Origin of the sequence: Streptomyces sp. NPDC001714 (assembly GCF_042892755.1) — a bacterium.
Taxonomy (GTDB): domain Bacteria; phylum Actinomycetota; class Actinomycetes; order Streptomycetales; family Streptomycetaceae; genus Streptomyces.
In genome coordinates, this window is record NZ_JBIAUL010000002.1 from 919,118 (window position 1) to 937,346 (window position 18,229).

Consider the following 18,229-nt stretch of genomic DNA (forward strand, 5'->3'; position numbering starts at 1 on the left):
CGCGACCCGGCTACGGTGTGGACGGCTGCCGGTGCCCGGCGGGTCCGCTGGCAGCGGCTGTGCGGGGAAAGGGTCTGGCCGAAACGGGCGCCGTGGTCGGGGGCGTGCAGGGTGCCGCCGTTGAAGGACCACGAGGGGTTGGGAGAGGGCCCGCCGCCGGCGGCCGGGAAGACCCGCACTCCGCCGTTGTCGCCGTCCTCGCCGCGGGCGCCGGCGATCAGGTCGGCCCGCTTGCCGCGGTCGGTGTCGATGAGCCGCGCCGGCCTGCCGGGTTGCCGGTGCGCCCGGCTCTGCCGCCCGGCGGGGAGCGGGGCGGCGGAGCCGGGAGGTGGCGCCTGGAGTTGTCGCGCGGGCTGGTCAGTCCTGTCCGGCGCGCGGCAGGACCTGGACCGTGTCGCCGACGGCGCGTTCGCCGGTGGCGTCGGACGTGGTGTTGACGAGGCTGCCGTCGACGGCCATGGCGGTGGATCCGCCGCCGTCCAGGTTGAGCGCCTGTACCGCGCCGAGTGAGCGCATGAACCGGGCGGCCTCGGCGAGCGTGAAGCCCTCGCTGACACCGGGCTGCCGGCCGTCGACGGTCACGAGGAGCAGGCGCCCGCGACCGTCGACGCCGGCCAGGGTGCGCGGCTGGCGCACGTTGGACCAGGCGAACCCGAAGGAGAGGTCCAGCGGGTCGAGTGTGCCCTCGGCGGCGGCGTCGATGTGGACCCGGCCGTCCTCGACCAGGGTCGGGGCCGCGCTGACGACGCTGTCGTCGGGGCCGAGCCGGACCTGCCTGCCCGAGGCGTCCCGGACCGTCTCCCGCAGCTCCAGTCGGCGGCCCGGCACGGCGTGTTCGGCGAGCCAGGCGGCCGAGGCCCCGGTGCCCTGGAGGACCGAGCCGCCGGCGGGCACGGAGCCGCCGCGCTCGCCCTGGGAGAGGACGACACCGTGCGCGTCGAGGACCACCTGGACGCCGGTGCCGGACGGCAGGGGCGCCCCGAACTCGGAGGTGAACCTCACCAGGTCGTCCGCGAGCGAGCAGGTGAGGTCCTGGCGGGGGAGTTCGGTGGGTACGGCGCCGGGGCGGCCGCAGTTGCGCACCTTGCCCGGGACCCGGTTCACGCCCTGCACCGCGTGGACGGCGGAGCCGGAACGGACGGTCACGGTGGTGGACAGGTCCCCGACCCGGACGTGCCGTCCCCCGTCGGCGAGGATCAGCGCGGCACGGGAACCGGCCGCCATGGACTGCACCTCGCCGTGCACCGCGGACAGTCCGGCCGAGGTGCCCTGGACGCCGTCCGTGTCGGAGGTGACGAAGAATCCGCCGTTGACACCGACCAGGGAGCCCAGGCGGGCGGCCACTGTCGAGGTCTTCTCGCGGTCGGCGGAGTCCCCGCCGTCGGTCGCCTCGATCGTGCCGTGCAGCCGGGCCGGATCGACGACGGCGACGTGGATGCGTTCCGCGTCGGCGGGGCGGCGTCCGTCGTAGCCCGTCCACTCGACGGAGGTACGGAAACCGGCGGCCGACATCGCGGAGCCCAGCGCCCCCGCCTCGGCCTGCGTGGCGTACTCGCCGGCCCTGACCTGCCAGCCCATCGTGCTGTGCGGCGTGTCGGCGTACTGGTCCCAGGGCACCTCCTCGACGCGCGGCGCGAACCCGGCGGCCCGCAACTGCCCGGCGGTGGTGTCGGCCCACCCGCGGTCACCCAGCGGGGCCCAGGTGGCCGCACCCGTGAGGCGGTTGACGGCCGGAGCCTGGACGGTGACCGTCCACACGCCGGCGGTCCGCGGGTCACTGAGCACCCCGGTACGGACCTCTACCCCGGGCGCAACGTGGCGCGTTGTCCACGCGACGGCATCCGCGGCGGCGCCCCCGGTCCGCGTGCTCGCACCGGCCGGCGGAACGAACGCGACCAGGGCCAGCACGGTCCCCAGCACGAAACCCCGTCCCGCCCTCCGGCGTCCACTCCGTACCGCGTGCCCGAACGTCTCGGCTCTGACAGACATGCCTCTCCTGACGTACGACTCGACGTGTGCGGCGCCACCCGTCGTACCTGCACCGCCCCGCCATCCCAGGCCGACTCCAAGGCCCCTGCGTGAAGCGGCGGGCACCTGGTGGAGAAGCCTGTACGACATCCGGTACGAGACTCGCCCCAAGATATGGACGGCTCGTTCATTTCATGGTTATATGAACGTGTCGTTCATATCGACGCACCTGAGAAGGAGACCCCCATGAGCACCCCCACCACCGAACGCGTCGCACTGGTCACCGGAGGCTCGGGCGGCATCGGCCGCGTCACGGCCGAACGGCTCGCCCAGGACGGTTTCGCGGTCGCCGTGCAGTACGCGGGGAACAAGGCCAGGGCCGAGGAGACCGTGGCCGCGATCACCGCCGCCGGCGGCAGGGCCCTGGCGGTGGGCGGCGACGTCGCCGACGAGAGTGCGATGAGCGCGGCCTTCGACGCCGCCGAGTCGGCCTTCGGCGGCATCGACGTGGTCGTGAACACCGCCGGCATCATGATCCTGTCCCCGATCGCGACGCTCGACCTCGCCGACCTGGACCGGATGCACCGCACGAACATCCGCGGCACCTTCGTCGTCTCCCAGCAGGCGGCACGCAGGGTCCGCCCGGGTGGCGCGATCGTCAACGTCTCGACCTCGGTGGTCCGCACCCAGCTGCCGACCTACGGCGCTTACGTCGCCAGCAAGGCCGCGGTCGAGGGCCTGACCCTCATCCTGGCCCGTGAGCTGCGCGGCCGGGACATCACCGTCAACGCCGTCGCACCCGGCCCCACCGCCACACCGCTGTTCCTGGACGGCAAGGACGACGCCACCATCGCGAACTTCGCCAAGGCGACCCCGCTGGAGCGGCTCGGCGGGCCCGAGGACATCGCCGAGGTCGTCTCGTTCCTGGCCGGTCCCGCGCGCTGGGTCAACGGCCAGGTCCTCTACGCCAACGGCGGACTCGCCTGACCCCCGCCGCACACGCACCGTCCCTTGCCCCCGCACTGTCATCGCGGAAAGGAACCACGTCCATGCCCACCACCGGCAACGTCGTCGTCATCACCGGCGCCTCCAGCGGTTTCGGAGCACTCACCGCCCGTGCGCTGGCGGACGCCGGCCACACCGTCTACGCCGGCATGCGCCAGACCACCGGCCGCAACGCGCCCCAGGTCCGGGCCGCCGCCCACTACGCCGACGAGCACCACGTCGACCTGCGGTCCATCGAGCTCGACGTGAACTCCCAGCTCTCGGTCGACACCGCCGTCGCACAGGTCGAAGCCGAGCACGGCCGCGTCGACGTGCTGATCCACAACGCCGGGCACATGGTGACCGGGCCGGCCGAAGCCTTCACCCCCGAGCAGCTCGCCGAGCTCTACAACGTGAACGTCCTGTCCACCCAGCGCGTCAACCGCGCCGTGCTGCCGGGCATGCGCCGGCGCCGGCGAGGACTGGTGCTCTGGGTGTCCAGCACCAGCGTCAAGGGCGGCACCCCGCCCTACCTCGCCCCCTACTTCGCGGCCAAGGCCGCCATGGACTCCCTCGCGGTGTCCTACGCCGGCGAACTCGCCCGCTGGGGCGTGGAGACCTCCATCGTCGTCCCCGGCTCGTTCACCAGCGGCACCAACCACTTCGCTCACTCCGGCCACCCCGAGGACACCGCCGTCGAGGCCGAGTACGAGAGCCGGTACCCCGGCCTGATGGACCAGGTGGCGACCAAGCTCGCCGCCCTGGCCCCGGAGGACGCGTCCGCGTCGCTCGTCTCCGACGAGATCGCCCGCATCGTCGCCCTGCCCGCCGGAAAGCGCCCCTACCGCGTGCACGTCGACCCCGCCGACGACGGATCCGAGGAGGTCTCCGGGACCGCCGACCGTATCCGCCGTGAGTTCCTCACCCGCATCGGCCTCGCCGACCTGCTCACCGTCCAGAGCTGAGGAATCCGCCATGAGCACCATCGAAGTCCCCGCAGCCATCCGGACCTTCGTCGAGGCGACCAACCGCGGCGACGCCGAGGCGTTCGCCGCCGCGTTCACCCATGATGCCGAAGTCGACGACTGGGGCCGCGAATACCGCGGCCGCGACGGTGTGCGCGCCTGGGACCGGACCGACAACATCGGCGTCCGAGCGCATTTCACGCTGGACGCGATCGAGCCCGGTGCGTCGCCGGATACCTATGTCGTGACCCTGACCGTGACCGGCAACGGCCACAACGGCACCGGCCCCATGACCTTCCGCCTGCGCGACGGGTTGATCGCTAGCCTGCGGATCGCTCCGTGACACCGCGCGTCCCGCCCGCGGCACCGCTGCGATCAGCGCCGCGCAGGACCGGGCGGGCAGGTGCGTGGTCCCCGCCGGCTGCGGGGACCACGCACCACCGGCTCATGCCAGGGCGAACTTCTGGGCGCCGGAGCCGTTGCAGTCCCAGATCTGCAGCCGTGTGCCGTTCGCGGTGGCGCCCGAGGGCGAGTCGATGCACCGGCCGCTGGTCGGGTTGTACATCGAGCCGTCGGCGTTGACGACCCAGTTCTGGTACCCCCCGCCGTTGCAGGTCGCGAGTTGCAGCTTCGTGCCGGCCGCGCTGACACCACCCGCTATGTCCAGGCACCTGCCCAGCGTGCGGAGGGTCTGGCCGTTCCAGGTCCACTTCTGGTCGAGCGAGGTCGCCTGCTGACAGTCCCACAGCTGGACCGCCGTGCCGTCGCCGCCGGTGTCGTCACCGGCCACGTCCACACACTTGCCGCCCGGCCCGTAGATCGGGGTACCGATGGCGAACTGCTGGGCGCCGGAGCCGTTGCAGTCCCAGATCTGCAGGCGTGTGCCATTGGCCGTGGCACCCGACGGTGAGTCGATGCACCGGCCGCTGGTCGGGTTCCGCAGCGTACCGTCGGTCTGCCGCACCCATGACTGGTAGCCGCCGCTGTTGCACGTGGCGAGCTGCAACTTGGTACCCGCGGCGCTGTTGCCGCCGGCGATGTCCAGGCACTTGCCGAGGGTCTGCAGGGTCTGGCCGCTCCAGGTCCAGTGCTGGTCCCTGGCCGCCGACTGGCAGTCCCACAGCTGGACCGCGGTGCCGTCGCCGCCGGTGTCGTCGCCGGACACGTCCACGCACTTGCCGCCAGGACCGGTGATCGTCTGGCCGGTAACCGAACCGCCGCCACCGCCGCCAGGACCCTTGTTGTACACGGCCACCGAGTCGATGACCAGTTTGCCGCCGGAGACCGTGGCCGCGTTCGGGCCCCCGCCGAACGCGTCCGGGAATCCGCCGCCGATCGCCAGGTCGTAGATGATGAAGAAGGGGTGGTCGATCGCGTCGGACCAGGTCGTCGCGTCCACCTGGTTGGCGTTGACCGTGAAGAAGTTGTTCCCGTCCAGGTAGAACCGGATCTGCTCCGGCGCCACCGAGCGGTCGATCTCCACCGCGTAGTCGTGGAAGCCGGTCTGGCAGCCCGCACACGCGCGTTCACCCGAACTGATACCGGTCGACTCGTTGCACGGCCCGCCCGGGTTCACGCCGCAGTGGATGGTGCTGAAGTCGGAGCTGCGGCCGTTGATGTCCTCCATGACGTCGATCTCGCCGGACTTCGGCCAGACCACACCGTCGCGCAGCGGTGCGCCGAGCATCCAGAACGCCGGCCAGTAGCCCGCGCCGTTGGCGGTGGTGACGTCGGGCTGCTGCAGGACGGACTCGATGCGGACGACTCCGCCGGCCGGGGCGCCGAAGGCAGCGGACTGGGTCTCCACGCGCCCCGAGGTCCATCCGCTGCGCGGGTCGGAACCGGAGTGCAGGGCCTGGAGCACCAGATGGCCCTGGCCGTCGTAGTAGACGTTCGAGGTGCTGCTGGTCATGGTCTCTATCTCACCGGTGCCGAAACTGCTGCCCGGCCCGGTGTCGTACTTCCACAGGCTCTGGTCGATGCCGGTGCCGGACGCACCGTTGAAGTCGTCGCTCCAGGTGAGCGAGAAGCCCGCCGGCGTCGGGGGCACGGCCGCCTGGGCGGTGGGCGACGAGCCGGCGGTGGCTGCCAACGTCAGCGCGACGACGGGAATCAGACCGAGGGTTCGTCTCCACCCACGGCGAAGTGGTCTTGCGAGACTCCATCGCATGTACCTGACCTCCGAGTGAGGGAAATGACGGCGCGAGCCTCCTGGCACGATCCGGGACGTGCGGGGACCAGGGCCCGCGAGTTGAGCATCGGGGCGCCTGGGAATTTCAACGTTGGAAGGTACAGACCAATCCGCATGACAGCACGGACCGGGGACCATGTCCAGAGGGTGCGCGGGATCCGGGGCGGTCCGCCGTCGCGCGTACGGCGGCGGACCGCATCCTTTTCACGGCCGGCGCAGGTGACTCGGCGATGCGCGGGGAGGCGTTCGCCGGCTCCGGGCGGGCGTCAGGGAGTGCACCCGGCCGGCGTGGCCCGTGAGGCGTCCGAGATCAGCGCCTGCTGGGCCGTCCTGAGTCGCTGGACGTCGGGCTTGACGACCCTGCGGTCGTACGTCAGCAGGCCGTTGAGCTCACCCTCGACGTCCGAGATCTGGGTGTAGACCGCGCCGTTGCCGCCCTGGCAGGCCAGCGCGTGGACCTCGGCGAGCTTGGCCAGGTAGTCGTCGGTGTAGGTCGCCGGGTCGACGTCGACATACGACTGCTGCACGGACCAGGCGTGTCCCGGTACCGCGAGGCCGAGACCGCCGTACTCGCCGCTGACCAGGGCCCGTCGGCCGTCGGGGTGGGGCGGCAGGGCCGGACTGGGATATCCGTGCTCGTCCATGATGTCGCCGGTGCCGCCGTCCCCGCCGAGGTTGAGCCCGGACATGGAGTCGACCAGCCGGGTCGGGTCCCAGGACTTGGCCTGGTCGGCGATGCGGGCCATGTCGTACTGGCCCCAGCCCTCGTTGAAGGTGACCCACATGACGACCGACGGGCTGCTGTAGTGCTCGTCGATCATCTGCTTCATCTCGCGCTCGTACTCGGCGCGCGCCTGCGCGGACGGGTTCACCCCGGCCGTCATCGCGGGCATGTCCTGCCACACCATCAGTCCTAGCCGGTCGGCCCAGTAGAACCAGCGGTCGGGCTCGACCTTGATGTGCTTGCGCACCGCGTTGAAGCCCATGCTCTTGTGCATCTTCAGGTCGTGGGCGAGCGCCTCGTCCGTCGGGGCGGTGTACAGGCCGTCCGGCCAGAAGCCCTGGTCCAGGGTGGCCATCATGAAGACCGGCCTGCCGTTGAGGAGGGTGCGCGGGACGCCGTTGACCTTCTCGACCTTGACCGACCGCATCCCGAAGTAGCTGCCGACGCGGTCGGCTCCGACGCTCACCTTCAGGCCGTAGAGGTACGGGTCGTCCGGCGACCACAGACGCGGGTTCCGGATGCGCAGGGTCAGCGGCTGGCCGCTGCGCCCGGTGACCGTGGCCACCTTGCGCTTGCCCTGGTAGGCCGTCGCCGTTACCGGCAGGCCGGCGCGGACGCCCTGCGGCTCGACGGTGAGCGTGCCGGCGTCGACGTCCGGGGTGAGCTTGAGCTGGTCGACGTGGTCGGCGGCCACCGGCTCCATCCACACCGTCTGCCAGATCCCGGAGGTCGGCGTGTACCAGATGCCGCTCGGGTCCAGGCGCTGCTTGCCGACCGGCGGGTTCTCGCCGTCGGCCGCGTCGGTGGGGTCGTAGACGCCGACGATCAGTTCCTGAGTGCGGCCGGGCTTCAGTGCGTCGGTGACGTCGGCGCTGAACTTGTCGTATCCGCCCTGGTGTTCGGTCACCTTGGTGCCGTTGACGTACACCTCGGCCCGCCAGTCGACCGCGCCGAAGTTCAGCTGCAGCCTCCTGCCGGAGCCGATCTTCCAGCCGGCCGGGACGGTGAAGGTACGCCGGTACCACATGCGGTCCTCGTGCCGTTCGAGCCCGGACAGCTGCGACTCCACGGGGTACGGGACGAGGATCCTCTCGCCGAGCTTCTTGCCCACCGGCGGTTGTTCGCCCGCCTTGGCGGCGGCGAACTGCCAGGTGCCGTTGAGGTTCTGCCAGTCACCGCGCGTGAGTTGGGGCCGCGGGTACTCGGGGTGGGCGTTGCGCGGCCCGACCTGGTCGGCCCACTTGGTGCGCAACTCGTACGTCGACTTGTTGGCGCCGCTGCTCCAGAAGGAGCTGACAACGTTGCCATCGGTGCCGGTCAGGCCGCCTTGACCGTCGTAGCGCACGTCGGCGAGACCCGGCGCGGTGCCGGTCTTGTTGCCGACGACGGGCTCCTTCAGCGTGATCAGCAGCTTTCGGGGGTCGGCGGAGTCCAGCCGGGCCTTCCCCAGCGGCCAGGTGGCGCCCCCGACGACGGCGTCGAGGTGCTCGGCGAGACCGGCCGGCGGCGCGCCGAGCGGCTGTGCGAACTCCAGGGCGAGGGTGCGGCCGCTCGCCTGGACGGCGGTGGAGACGGCGCCGTCGTAGTCGAAGCCGTCGGGCAGGCGGAACGCGGACTGCGGTACGGCCGTCTTCGTGCCGCCGGACGGGGTCCAGCGCAGGTGGAGGTTGGAGCCGCCGTAGTGCTCGAAGTACTCGACCTTGATGTCGTAGGCCGTGCCCGCGGTCAACTCGACGGGCTGGCCGGTCTGTTCGATGTCCCAGTCGTCGACCCAGTGGTCGATGACCAGCCGGCCGTCCACCCACAGCCGGAAGCCGTTGTCGCCGATGATCGAGAAGGTGGTGGGGCCGGTCCTCTCCGGGACGATCTTCCCGGTCCAGCGGACGCTGACGTCGTCCGACTGGCCGGTGGCGAAGTTCAGGCGCGGCTCCAGGGTGTCGAAGTCGAGGTTCGGGTCGAACCCGGTGGCCTTGAGCTCGTGGAAGTCGAAGGCGCCCGGGGCGGACTGGGTGTAGTAGTCGCCCCTGAGGCCGTGGACTTCGACGGGATCGTCGGCCGCGGAGGCCGCGGAGGCCGCGGTGGCGGCGGGTGGAGCGGTGAGGCCGGCCAGGCCCAGTGCCGCGGCGAGCAGCAGGGCGAGGCGTTGCCCGAGAGGTCTGATGCGCACGAATCCTCCTTGGGTGAGGAAGGGTGGCGGCTCGTTGCTTCTGTCTGTACAACGTTGGAAGGAACGGCAGTTGGCATGAGAGCACGGCTCTCGGCCTGTGTCCAGGGACATGACAATCCCGGGGGCGCGGGGCACTCATCGACGCGGAGGAGATCCCTTGCGGGTCAGCCTGAGGGACGTGGCGGAGCGCGCGGGCGTTTCGATCAAGACCGTGTCCAACGTGGTGAACAACTATCCGCACGTCACCCCGGCCATGCGAGCCCGGGTGCAGGCGGCGATCGACGAGCTCGGCTACCGGCCCAACCTGACCGCGCGACATCTGCGCAAGGGCCGGACGGGGATCATCGCGCTCGCCGTTCCCGAACTCGGCAATCCCTACTTCGCGGAGCTGGCCGGCGCGGTGATCGACGCGGCCGCGGAACACGACTTCACCGTCCTGCTCGACCACACGCGGGGCGAGCGCGAACAGGAGATCCTGGTCAGCCAGGGCTTCCGGGGCGGGGTGATCGACGGGCTGATCCTCAGCCCACTGACCCTGGAGGCCGAGGACCTGCGGGGCCGGTCCGGCGACGTGCCGCTGGTGCTGCTCGGGGAGCGCGAGTACGGCCTGCCCTTCGACCACATCGCGATCGACAACGTGGCGGCGGCCCGGTGCGCGGTGCGTCATCTGCTGGGCCGCGGCCGGACCCGGATCGCCTACCTCGGCGTGCGCACCGACACCGTGAACCGGCCCGCCCACCTGCGCCTGGCCGGATGGCGCGGGGAGCTGGCGGCGGCCGGGGTGCCCGCGCCGGACAGCCTGGTGGTCCCGGTCGGCGGCTGGGACCGGGACGACGGCGCGCGTGCGATGGCCGAGCTGCTGGACTCCGGCGTGCGTCCGGACGCCGTCTTCGCCTTCAACGACCTGATCGCGATCGGCGCCATGCGGGTGCTGCACGAGCGCGGTCTGCGGGTGCCCTGGGACGTGGCCGTGGTGGGTTTCGACGACATCGCGGAGGGGCGCTTCGGTGCCGTCACCCTGACGACGGTGTCACCCGACAAGCAGGCCATCGCGAAGATGGCCGTGGCCTCGCTGCTGCGCAGCCTGTCGGGCCGCGCGGAGCCCGGCGGCCGCGAACTGACCGCGGAATTCGAGCTGGTGGAGCGGGAGAGCACCCTGGGCCGACGGTGACGAGATTTCGGACGGAAGGCTTTACACGGCCCTTCCAACGATGTAAAAACCTCCCCTGAACGACGAGCACGCCGAGTTGACGCAAGAGCAAGCCTCCCCGAGAGCGCTCTCAGCTCCGGGGCCGTGCCGTTTGGGGACACTCATGAAGCCCACCGCACTTGCCCGTCGCACCTCCGCTCGCACAGTTCTCGCCGCCGGTCTCGTGACGAGCCTCGCGCTCGCGACCGGCTGCACCAAGTCCGAGGACGACTCGGACACGAAGCCCTCCGCCTCACAGCAGGACAACGCCGGTCAAGTGGTCGCCTCGCCCGGCACCGCCTCCGGCCCGACCTGCACCCTCGACGCCTACGGCGGCAAGAGACTCGACCTGAAGAGCGCCACCGTCGGCTTCTCCCAGTCCGAGAAGGAGGCCAACCCCTTCCGGATCGCCGAGACCGCCTCCATCAAGGCCGAAGCCAGGGCACAGGGCGTCAAACTGCTCACCGCCAACGCCCAGTCGCAGTTCTCCAAGCAGATCAGCGACGTCCAGGACCTCATCGCCAAGGGCGCGAACCTGCTGGTCATCGCACCGCTCAACTCCGACGGCTGGGAGCCGGTGCTGCGCACCGCGGCCGCCAGGCACATCCCGATCGTGACCATCGACCGCAAGATCAACGCGACGGCGTGCAAGGACTACGTCAGCTTCATCGGCTCCGACTTCACCGAGCAGGGCAGACGGGCCGCGGACCAGATGATCGCGGCGACCGGCGGCAAGGGCGAGATCGCCGTCCTCCTCGGCGCGGCCGGCAACAACGTGACCACCGAGCGCACCAAGGGCTTCGAGGACCGCATCAGGGAGAAGGCACCCGGCCTGAAGGTCGTGTTCCGCCAGACCGGCGACTTCGCCCGTGAGAAGGGCCAGTCGGTCACCGAGAACCTCATCCAGTCCAGGCCCGGCATCACCGGGATCTACGCCGAGAACGACGAGATGGGCCTCGGCGCCGTCAATGCCCTCAAGGGCGCGGGCAAGAAGCCCGGCGACGTCAAGATCGTGACCATCGACGGCACCCGCAACGCCGTACAGGGCATCGTGGACGGCTGGATCTACGCGGTCATCGAGTCCAACCCGCGCTTCGGGCCGCTCGCCTTCCAGACCCTCGACACCTTCACCAAGGGCGAGAAGGTCGGGCAGGACATCGTTATCAAGGACAGCGCCTACGACAGGAGCAACGCCCGGCCGGACCTCGGCAAGGCCTACTGACATGCTCTCGGTCACCCGGCTGTCCAAGACCTTCCCCGGCGTGCGCGCGCTGTCCGACGTGGACTTCACCGCGCGCGCCGGACAGGTGCACGCGCTCGTCGGCGAGAACGGCGCAGGCAAGTCGACGCTCATCAAGGTGCTCACCGGGGTGTACCGGCCCGACCACGGCGAGATGACGTACGACGGCGAACCGGCCCGCTTCACCACCCCGCTCCAGGCCCAGCAGGCGGGCATCTCCACCATCTACCAGGAGGTCAACCTCGTCCCGCTGATGAGCGTGGCCCGCAACCTGTTCCTCGGCCGCGAACCACTCGGCCGGCTGGGCCTGATCGACTTCCGGCGCATGCACCGCGAGGCCGGCGAGGCGCTGAGCCGACTCGGCATCCGGGTCGACGTCCACCGGCCGCTGCGCGAACTCGGCGTCGGCGCACAGCAGATGGTCGCGCTCGCCCGCGCGGTCGCCGTGGACGCCCGCGTCGTCATCATGGACGAACCGACCTCCTCCCTCGAACCACGCGAGGTGCAGACCCTGTTCGAGGTGATCCGCATGCTGCGCGAGCGGGGTGTCGCGGTCGTCTACGTCAGCCACCGCATGGACGAGCTGTACGAGATCTGCGACACGATCACCGTCCTGCGCGACGGCCGCGTCGTGCACACCGGCCCGCTAGCCGAGCTCGACCGGCTGCGGCTGGTGGCCATGATGCTCGGCCGGGAGATCGGCGAGGTGCGCGCGGAAGGTCTGACCAAGTTCTCCGGCTCGCACGACACCGACGCCGAACCGGTCCTGACCGCAACGGGTCTGACGGCTCGTCACCAGCTGCGGAACGTGTCGCTGTCGGTCCGTCCCGGCGAGGTCGTCGGCCTGGGCGGGCTGCTCGGCTCCGGCCGCAGCGAGACCGCGAAGGCCATCGCCGGGGCCCTGCCCACCGACACCGGCCGGGTCGTCGTCGCGGGCGTCCCGGTACGGCCGGGCTCGACCGCCGCGGCCATCCGCGCCGGGGTCAGCCTGCTGCCGGAGGACCGCAAGAGCGAGGGCATCCTGCCCGGTCTGTCGGTCCGCGAGAACATCGCGCTGGCCGCGCTGCCCGGCCTGTCCCGCTTCGGACTCGTCGACGACGCCCGCGTCGACCGGATCGTGGACACCTTCATGAAACGGCTCCGGATCAAGGCCGCGGGAACGCACCAGAAGGTCGGCGAACTCTCCGGCGGCAACCAGCAGAAGGTCCTGCTGGCCCGCTGGCTCGCCCTGCACCCCAAAGTCCTGCTCCTGGACGAGCCGACCCGCGGCATCGACGTCGGCGCCAAGGCGGAGGTGCAGGCACTCATCGACGAACTCGCCGACGACGGCCTCGCCGTCCTCCTCATCTCCTCCGACACCGAGGAACTGATCGAGGGCAGCGACCGGGTGGTCGTCCTCAAGGACGGCGCCGTGGTCCGCGAGCTGACCGGTGACGCCGTCACCGAGGACGAGCTGATGCGCGCCATCGCCGCCGTACCCGCTGGAGGGAGCGATGACTGAACTCAGCCTCGCGCGCGGCACGCTGGACCGTGCCCGGCTGCTGCGCCTGCTGCAGGAGTACGGCGTGTACACCGGCGTCCTGGTGCTGCTGCTGTTCGACTTCGCCTTCACCCCCCACTTCGCCTCCGTGGAGAACTTCCGCACCCAGGCCGTCCAGGTCGCCCCCGTACTGATCGTCGCGCTGGGCATGGCGCTGGCGATCGGCACCGAGGGCGTCGACCTGTCGGTGGGGTCGGTGATGGCCCTGGCCACCTCCCTGCTCTCGCTCTACCTCGGGTACGGGCCCTGGATCGCCACGTTGATCGCCGTGATCGCCGGTGCCCTCGTCGGTGTCGCGAACGGCGCGCTGATCGCGTTCGTCGGCGTCCAGCCCATCGTCGCCACCCTCGCCCTGATGGTCGCCGGCCGCGGACTGGCCCTGGTCCTGCTGCCCCAGCTCAAGGACGTACGCGATCCGGGCCTCGCGGCACTCGGCTCCGGTGACGTCCTCGGCGTGCCCTACCTGGTCCTCATCGCCGCGGTGCTCGCCGTGCTGGTCGCGGTCGTGATGCGCCGCACCACCTTCGGACGGCACGTCCTGGCCATCGGCGACAGCCGCCCGGCGGCCCGGCTCGCCGGACTCCCGGTACGCCGGGTCCTGGTCGTGGTCTACGTCTGCTCCGGCGCCCTCGCCGCGATCGCGGGCGTGCTGGCCACCGCCCGCCTCGCCGCGAGCGATCCCACCTCCCTCGGCACCCTGATGGAACTGTCCGCCATCACCGCGGTGGTCGTCGGCGGCACCCCGCTCAGCGGCGGGCGGGTGCGCATCGGCGGCACCGTCGCGGGTGCCGTGCTCATCCAGCTGCTCACCACCACCCTCATCAAGCACGACCTGCCGCCGTCGTGGACCCAGATCGGCCAGGCCGTGGTGATCGTCCTCGCCGTCTACACGGCCCGGGAACGAGGCAGGCGATGACCACGCGGACCGAAGAGGCCGGACTGCCGGCCGACGCCGCGAGCCGCAAGGGCGCCGGTGCCATGCGCACCAACCGCTCCGAGCGGCTGAGCGGGCTCGCGCAGCAACACGGCGCCCTGGTCACCCTCGTGATCGCCATGGCCGTGGCGTCGCTGGGCTTCGACACCTTCCTGACGGGCGACAACCTGGAGAACATGGCGCTGTCCTCGGCGTTCCTCGCCGTGGTCGCCCTCGGCATGACGTTCGTGATCGTCACCGGCGGCATCGACCTGTCGGTGGGCTCGCTGTTCGCCCTCGGCGGTGTCCTCGCCGCCTGGGGCTCGCGGTACGGCACCGCGGTGGCCCTGCTGCTGCCGCTCGCCGTCTGCGGACTGATCGGCCTGGTCAACGGAGTGCTGATCGCACGGGTCCGGCTCGCGCCGTTCATCGTCACCCTGGCGGCGATGCTGGGCGCCCGGGGCCTCCTGCTGGCCGTCACCGACGAGGGCTCGACGACGTATCTGGTCGACAAGGACTCCTTCTTCGCCACCCTCGGACAGGGCTCCCTGCTCGGCATCGGTGTGCCCGTGTGGATCACCGTGGTGCTGTTCGTGCTCGGGGCAGTCGTGCTGCGCCGGACCCGATTCGGGCAGTACGTGTACGCGGTCGGCGGGAACGAGGACGCGGGAGCCCTGATGGGCGCGCCGGTGGCCCGTACGAAGATCTCCGTGTACACGCTCTCGGGCCTGTGCGCCGGGCTCGCGGGCGCGCTCAACGCGGCCTGGCTGCTGTCCGGCGTGACGATCCTCGGCAGCGGCATGGAGCTGGACGCCATCTCGGCCGTGGTCATCGGCGGCACCCTGCTCAGCGGCGGTTCCGGCTTCATCAGCGGCTCCCTCGTCGGGGTGCTGCTCCTGAAGGTCATCCAGAACGTGATCAACCAGATCGGCTCGCTCGACTCCGCCTACCAGCAGGTCGTCAGCGGTGCCTTCCTGGCCTTGGTGGTCGTCGCCCAGACATGGCTGGGCCGGAGACGGAGAGTGCTGTGAAACTTTTCTCGTCGAGATCCCGCCGCACGCCGACCGCAGTGGTGGTGGCCGGCACGTTGGCGGGGCTCTGCCTGGCCACACCGGGCGTCGCGGCAGCGGGCGCCGCGCACCGCGAGGCCCGCACCGCCACGGTGAGCGTCGACAACGCCCGATTCGAGGTCCTGTCACCGACGTTGATCCGGACCGAGTACTCCGGAGACGGCCACTTCGAGGACCGTGCCACCTTCAACGCGATCGGCCGGGACTCCTTCACCCCGCCGCACTACACCTCGTCCGTGAGCGACGGTGTCCTGACCATCACCACCAGCGCCATGACCCTGCGCTACCGGCTCGGCTCCGGCCCGTTCAGCACCGACAACCTGACCACGTCCTTCAAGTCGGGCCGGACGCCGGTACTGGCGGCGCCCTGGCAGCACGACGTCTGCGCCGTCGGCGCCCTGTGCGAGGCCGAGGACCAGCAGTACGACGGTCCGGGCCTCGCCGCCGACCACGGCGGATTCACCGGCAAGGGCTTCCTCGCCGGATTCGAGGTCGACAACAACTCCCTCGCCGCGGACATGAGTTCACCGGCCTCCGGCACCTACGACCTCGCCGTGCGCTACGCCAACGCCGTCGGCAGCGACGGCCGGCACGAGGCCCGCACCCTCAGCCTCAGCGTGGACGGCGGCGCCGACAGGACGTTCACGCTGCCCGCGACCTCGGACTGGAACACCTGGGGCGTGGCCCGGCTGCCGCTGACCCTCGGCGCCGGACCGCACACCGTCCGGCTGCACCGCACGGCCGCCGACTCCGGAAGCGTCAACATCGACAGCCTCGCCCTGCTCAGCTCCGGAGCGGACTACCCCTCCCGAGCGCAGAGCATGGTCAACGACTGCCGGTTCGGGACCAGTTGCGAGGCCGAAGACGCCCTCCTGGCGGGCTCCGCGACCGTCGCCACCGACCACAGGAACCACGCCGGCTACGGATTCACCGCCGAACTCAACCAGGGATCGAGTGTCGCGGACCGCGTCACGGGCGTACCCGAGGACGGCACGTACGTGCTGAACCTGCGCTACGCCAACGGGACGGGCAGCGACGGCCTGCACCAGGCCCGCACGATCAAGGTCGACACCGGCAGCGGTGCCTCCCAGACCCTCACGCTCCCGGCCACCGACAACTGGGACGCCTGGCAATCGGCCGCCGCCCCGGTCGAGTTGAAGGCGGGCACCGACGAAGTCGCCCTGAGCTGCCCGGACGCCGGCAGCTGCCACGTGAACATCGACACCCTGGCGCTGAGCCGGCAGGACGAGGCCGCCCCGGCGCCCCACCTCACCCTGGGCGGCTACCGGCGCAGCCTGGACGGCCTCAACGGCGACAACGACCCCACCCCCTGGACCACACCCGGCCTGTTGCACCGCGACGGCTGGTACCTGCTCGACGACACCTCGTCCGCGATCTACGACACCGCCACCGGGAAGGCGTCCGCACGCCCCGCCCATGACGGCCGCCCCTATCAGGACGGATACCTCTTCGGCTTCGGACACGACTACCAGCAGGGTCTGTCCGACCTCGCGACACTCACCGGACCGTCGGCGCTGCTGCCCCGCTGGGCCTACGGCGTCTGGTACTCCGAATACATCGACCGCACCGCGAGCGACTACGAGAACACCATCCTGCCCGCGTTCCGTGCCGCGGACGTCCCCCTGGACGTGCTGGTCACGGACACCGACTTCAAGTCGCCCAACACCTGGAGCGGCTGGAACTTCGACCCGGCCAAGTTCCCGGACCCCAAAGGCTTCTTCGACTGGTCCACCGGACAGGGGCTGCACAACACCCTGAACGTGCACCCGAGCATCCTCGGCTCCGATCCGCAGTTCGCGCAGGCCCAGGGCACGGCCAAGGGCAAGCTGCGCAAGGGCGGTTGCGCGGGCGGCGCGGGCTCGGACTGCTACACCTTCGACTTCGGCGACCCGGACCAGCTCAAGGCCTACCTCGACCTGCACCGGCCGATGGACCTGGCCGGCAACGACTTCTGGTGGCTCGACTGGTGCTGCGACGCCTCCCGCTCCTCCCGGTCCGGTGTCACCCCGGACGCGTGGATCAACCAGAAGTACGCCGACCTCACCTCCTCGGAGACCGGCGACCGCGGCTTCGTCCTGTCCCGCGCCTACGGCTCCCTCCAGGCCGGCGGCTACAGCGGTGGCGTGGGGCTGCCCACCGGACCCTGGGCCGACAAGCGCAGCACCCTCCACTTCACCGGTGACACCACCTCGAACTGGGGCACCCTGCGGGCCGAGGTCGGCTACACGCCGGGGGAGTCGGCCGCCACCGGCCTCGCCGCCGTCAGCCACGACATCGGCGGCCACAACGACGGGTACGGCATCCCCGGAGCCGAGACATACACCTCGAACGGCCAGACCCACCGCACCACCAGACTGCCCGACGACCTGTACGCACGCTGGGTGCAGTTCGGCACCTTCCAGCCCGTCGACCGGCTGCACAGCAACCACAGCGACCGCCTGCCGTGGCAGTACGGTCCCGAAGCACAGAACTCCGCGGAGAAGTTCCTCCGGTTGCGCGAGGCGCTCGTGCCGTACACGTACACCCTGGCGCAGCAGGCCAACACCACCGGCACCCCGATCGTGCGCCCGCTGTACCTCCAGTACCCGGAGGAGGAGAACGCCTACACCCGGGCGGACAGCGAGTACCTCTACGGCCCCGACATGCTGGTCGCCCCCGTCACCACCCCCGGCACCGGCACGACCACGTCGGTGTGGTTCCCGCCGGGCCGCTGGACGGACTACTTCACCGGCCGCACCTACACCGCACCCGCCGGGGGAGCCACGTACGACATCACGACCACCCTGGACACCATGCCGGTCTTCGTCCGGGCGGGCGGCATCGTCACCACCCGGTCCGACAACGTGCCGAACGACAGCCAGAGCCCGCTCGACAAGGTCACCGTCACCGTGGCCCCGGGAGCGTCCGGCGCATTCTCCCTCTACGAGGACGACGGCACGACCTCAGACCCTGGACGTACGGCAACCACCCGGATCCGCTACGCCGAACACAAGGGCACCCATCTGCTGAACATCGCACCCGCCAGGGGCGCCTTCCTCGGCCAGGCAACCCGCCGCACCTGGACCGTGTCCTTCCTCGGCGTCAGCGCGGCACCGAGCCGAGTGAGCGCGGGCGGTGCCCGGTTGGCGACCTCGGCCTGGCACTGGGACGCCGACACCCACGTACTGCGGATCACCGTGCCCCCGCGGAGCATCCGCGCTGCCACGGCCGTCTCGTACAGATAAGAGGGGCGGGGCCCGGCAGACCTCGGCACGGTC

Annotated in this window: 12 protein-coding genes; 9 read left to right on the plus strand and 3 right to left on the minus strand. The window is 71.0% G+C overall.

The window, feature by feature from the left end:
• Nucleotides 1-357: 357 nt before the first annotated feature.
• Nucleotides 358-1,989, minus strand: coding sequence for a phosphodiester glycosidase family protein (locus ACFY0P_RS08620; RefSeq protein WP_388908739.1), 1,632 nt, complete (start codon nucleotides 1,987-1,989; stop codon nucleotides 358-360).
• Between the two features lie 225 nt (nucleotides 1,990-2,214).
• Here ACFY0P_RS08620 and ACFY0P_RS08625 point away from each other — a divergent pair, with 225 nt between their 5' ends.
• The 3 genes from ACFY0P_RS08625 (at nucleotide 2,215) to ACFY0P_RS08635 (ending at nucleotide 4,260) form a co-directional block, all read left to right on the plus strand.
• On the plus strand, nucleotides 2,215-2,955 hold the full coding sequence (locus tag ACFY0P_RS08625; protein ID WP_388908741.1) for an SDR family oxidoreductase: 741 nt from the start codon (nucleotides 2,215-2,217) through the stop codon (nucleotides 2,953-2,955).
• Nucleotides 2,956-3,017: 62 nt separating this feature from the next.
• Nucleotides 3,018-3,917, plus strand: a complete 900-nt coding sequence (locus ACFY0P_RS08630) for an SDR family oxidoreductase (protein WP_388908743.1) — start codon at nucleotides 3,018-3,020, stop codon at nucleotides 3,915-3,917.
• A gap of 10 nt (nucleotides 3,918-3,927) precedes the next feature.
• Nucleotides 3,928-4,260, plus strand: coding sequence for a nuclear transport factor 2 family protein (locus ACFY0P_RS08635; protein WP_388908745.1), 333 nt, complete (start codon nucleotides 3,928-3,930; stop codon nucleotides 4,258-4,260).
• A 102-nt stretch (nucleotides 4,261-4,362) separates the two neighbouring features.
• Here ACFY0P_RS08635 and ACFY0P_RS08640 read toward each other — a convergent pair whose 3' ends face one another.
• Both ACFY0P_RS08640 and ACFY0P_RS08645 read right to left on the minus strand, forming a co-directional pair.
• Nucleotides 4,363-6,009, minus strand: coding sequence for a ricin-type beta-trefoil lectin domain protein (locus ACFY0P_RS08640; RefSeq protein WP_388908747.1), 1,647 nt, complete (start codon nucleotides 6,007-6,009; stop codon nucleotides 4,363-4,365).
• A gap of 365 nt (nucleotides 6,010-6,374) precedes the next feature.
• On the minus strand, nucleotides 6,375-8,999 hold the full coding sequence (locus ACFY0P_RS08645; RefSeq protein ID WP_388908749.1) for a PA14 domain-containing protein: 2,625 nt from the start codon (nucleotides 8,997-8,999) through the stop codon (nucleotides 6,375-6,377).
• A gap of 157 nt (nucleotides 9,000-9,156) precedes the next feature.
• Between ACFY0P_RS08645 and ACFY0P_RS08650 the strand changes: the two genes are divergently transcribed.
• From ACFY0P_RS08650 to ACFY0P_RS08675, 6 genes are all read left to right on the plus strand, one after another.
• Entirely contained in the window at nucleotides 9,157-10,170 is a 1,014-nt protein-coding gene (locus ACFY0P_RS08650; protein WP_388908751.1) for a LacI family DNA-binding transcriptional regulator, read from the plus strand.
• A gap of 142 nt (nucleotides 10,171-10,312) precedes the next feature.
• Nucleotides 10,313-11,410, plus strand: a complete 1,098-nt coding sequence (locus ACFY0P_RS08655; protein ID WP_388908753.1) for an ABC transporter substrate-binding protein — start codon at nucleotides 10,313-10,315, stop codon at nucleotides 11,408-11,410.
• Nucleotide 11,411: 1 nt separating this feature from the next.
• Nucleotides 11,412-12,929 carry a sugar ABC transporter ATP-binding protein gene (locus ACFY0P_RS08660; protein ID WP_388908755.1) on the plus strand — a complete coding sequence of 506 codons (1,518 nt, stop codon included), beginning with the start codon at nucleotides 11,412-11,414 and terminating at the stop codon, nucleotides 12,927-12,929.
• Nucleotides 12,922-13,884, plus strand: coding sequence for an ABC transporter permease (locus ACFY0P_RS08665; protein ID WP_388908757.1), 963 nt, complete (start codon nucleotides 12,922-12,924; stop codon nucleotides 13,882-13,884). Before ACFY0P_RS08660 ends, ACFY0P_RS08665 begins: the two co-directional genes overlap by 8 nt.
• Nucleotides 13,885-13,946: 62 nt before the next feature.
• Complete coding sequence (locus ACFY0P_RS08670; RefSeq protein ID WP_388908871.1) at nucleotides 13,947-14,912, plus strand: ABC transporter permease; 966 nt, start codon at nucleotides 13,947-13,949, stop codon at nucleotides 14,910-14,912.
• Between the two features lie 44 nt (nucleotides 14,913-14,956).
• Nucleotides 14,957-18,196 carry a TIM-barrel domain-containing protein gene (locus ACFY0P_RS08675; RefSeq protein WP_388908873.1) on the plus strand — a complete coding sequence of 1,080 codons (3,240 nt, stop codon included), beginning with the start codon at nucleotides 14,957-14,959 and terminating at the stop codon, nucleotides 18,194-18,196.
• Nucleotides 18,197-18,229 lie beyond the last annotated feature (33 nt).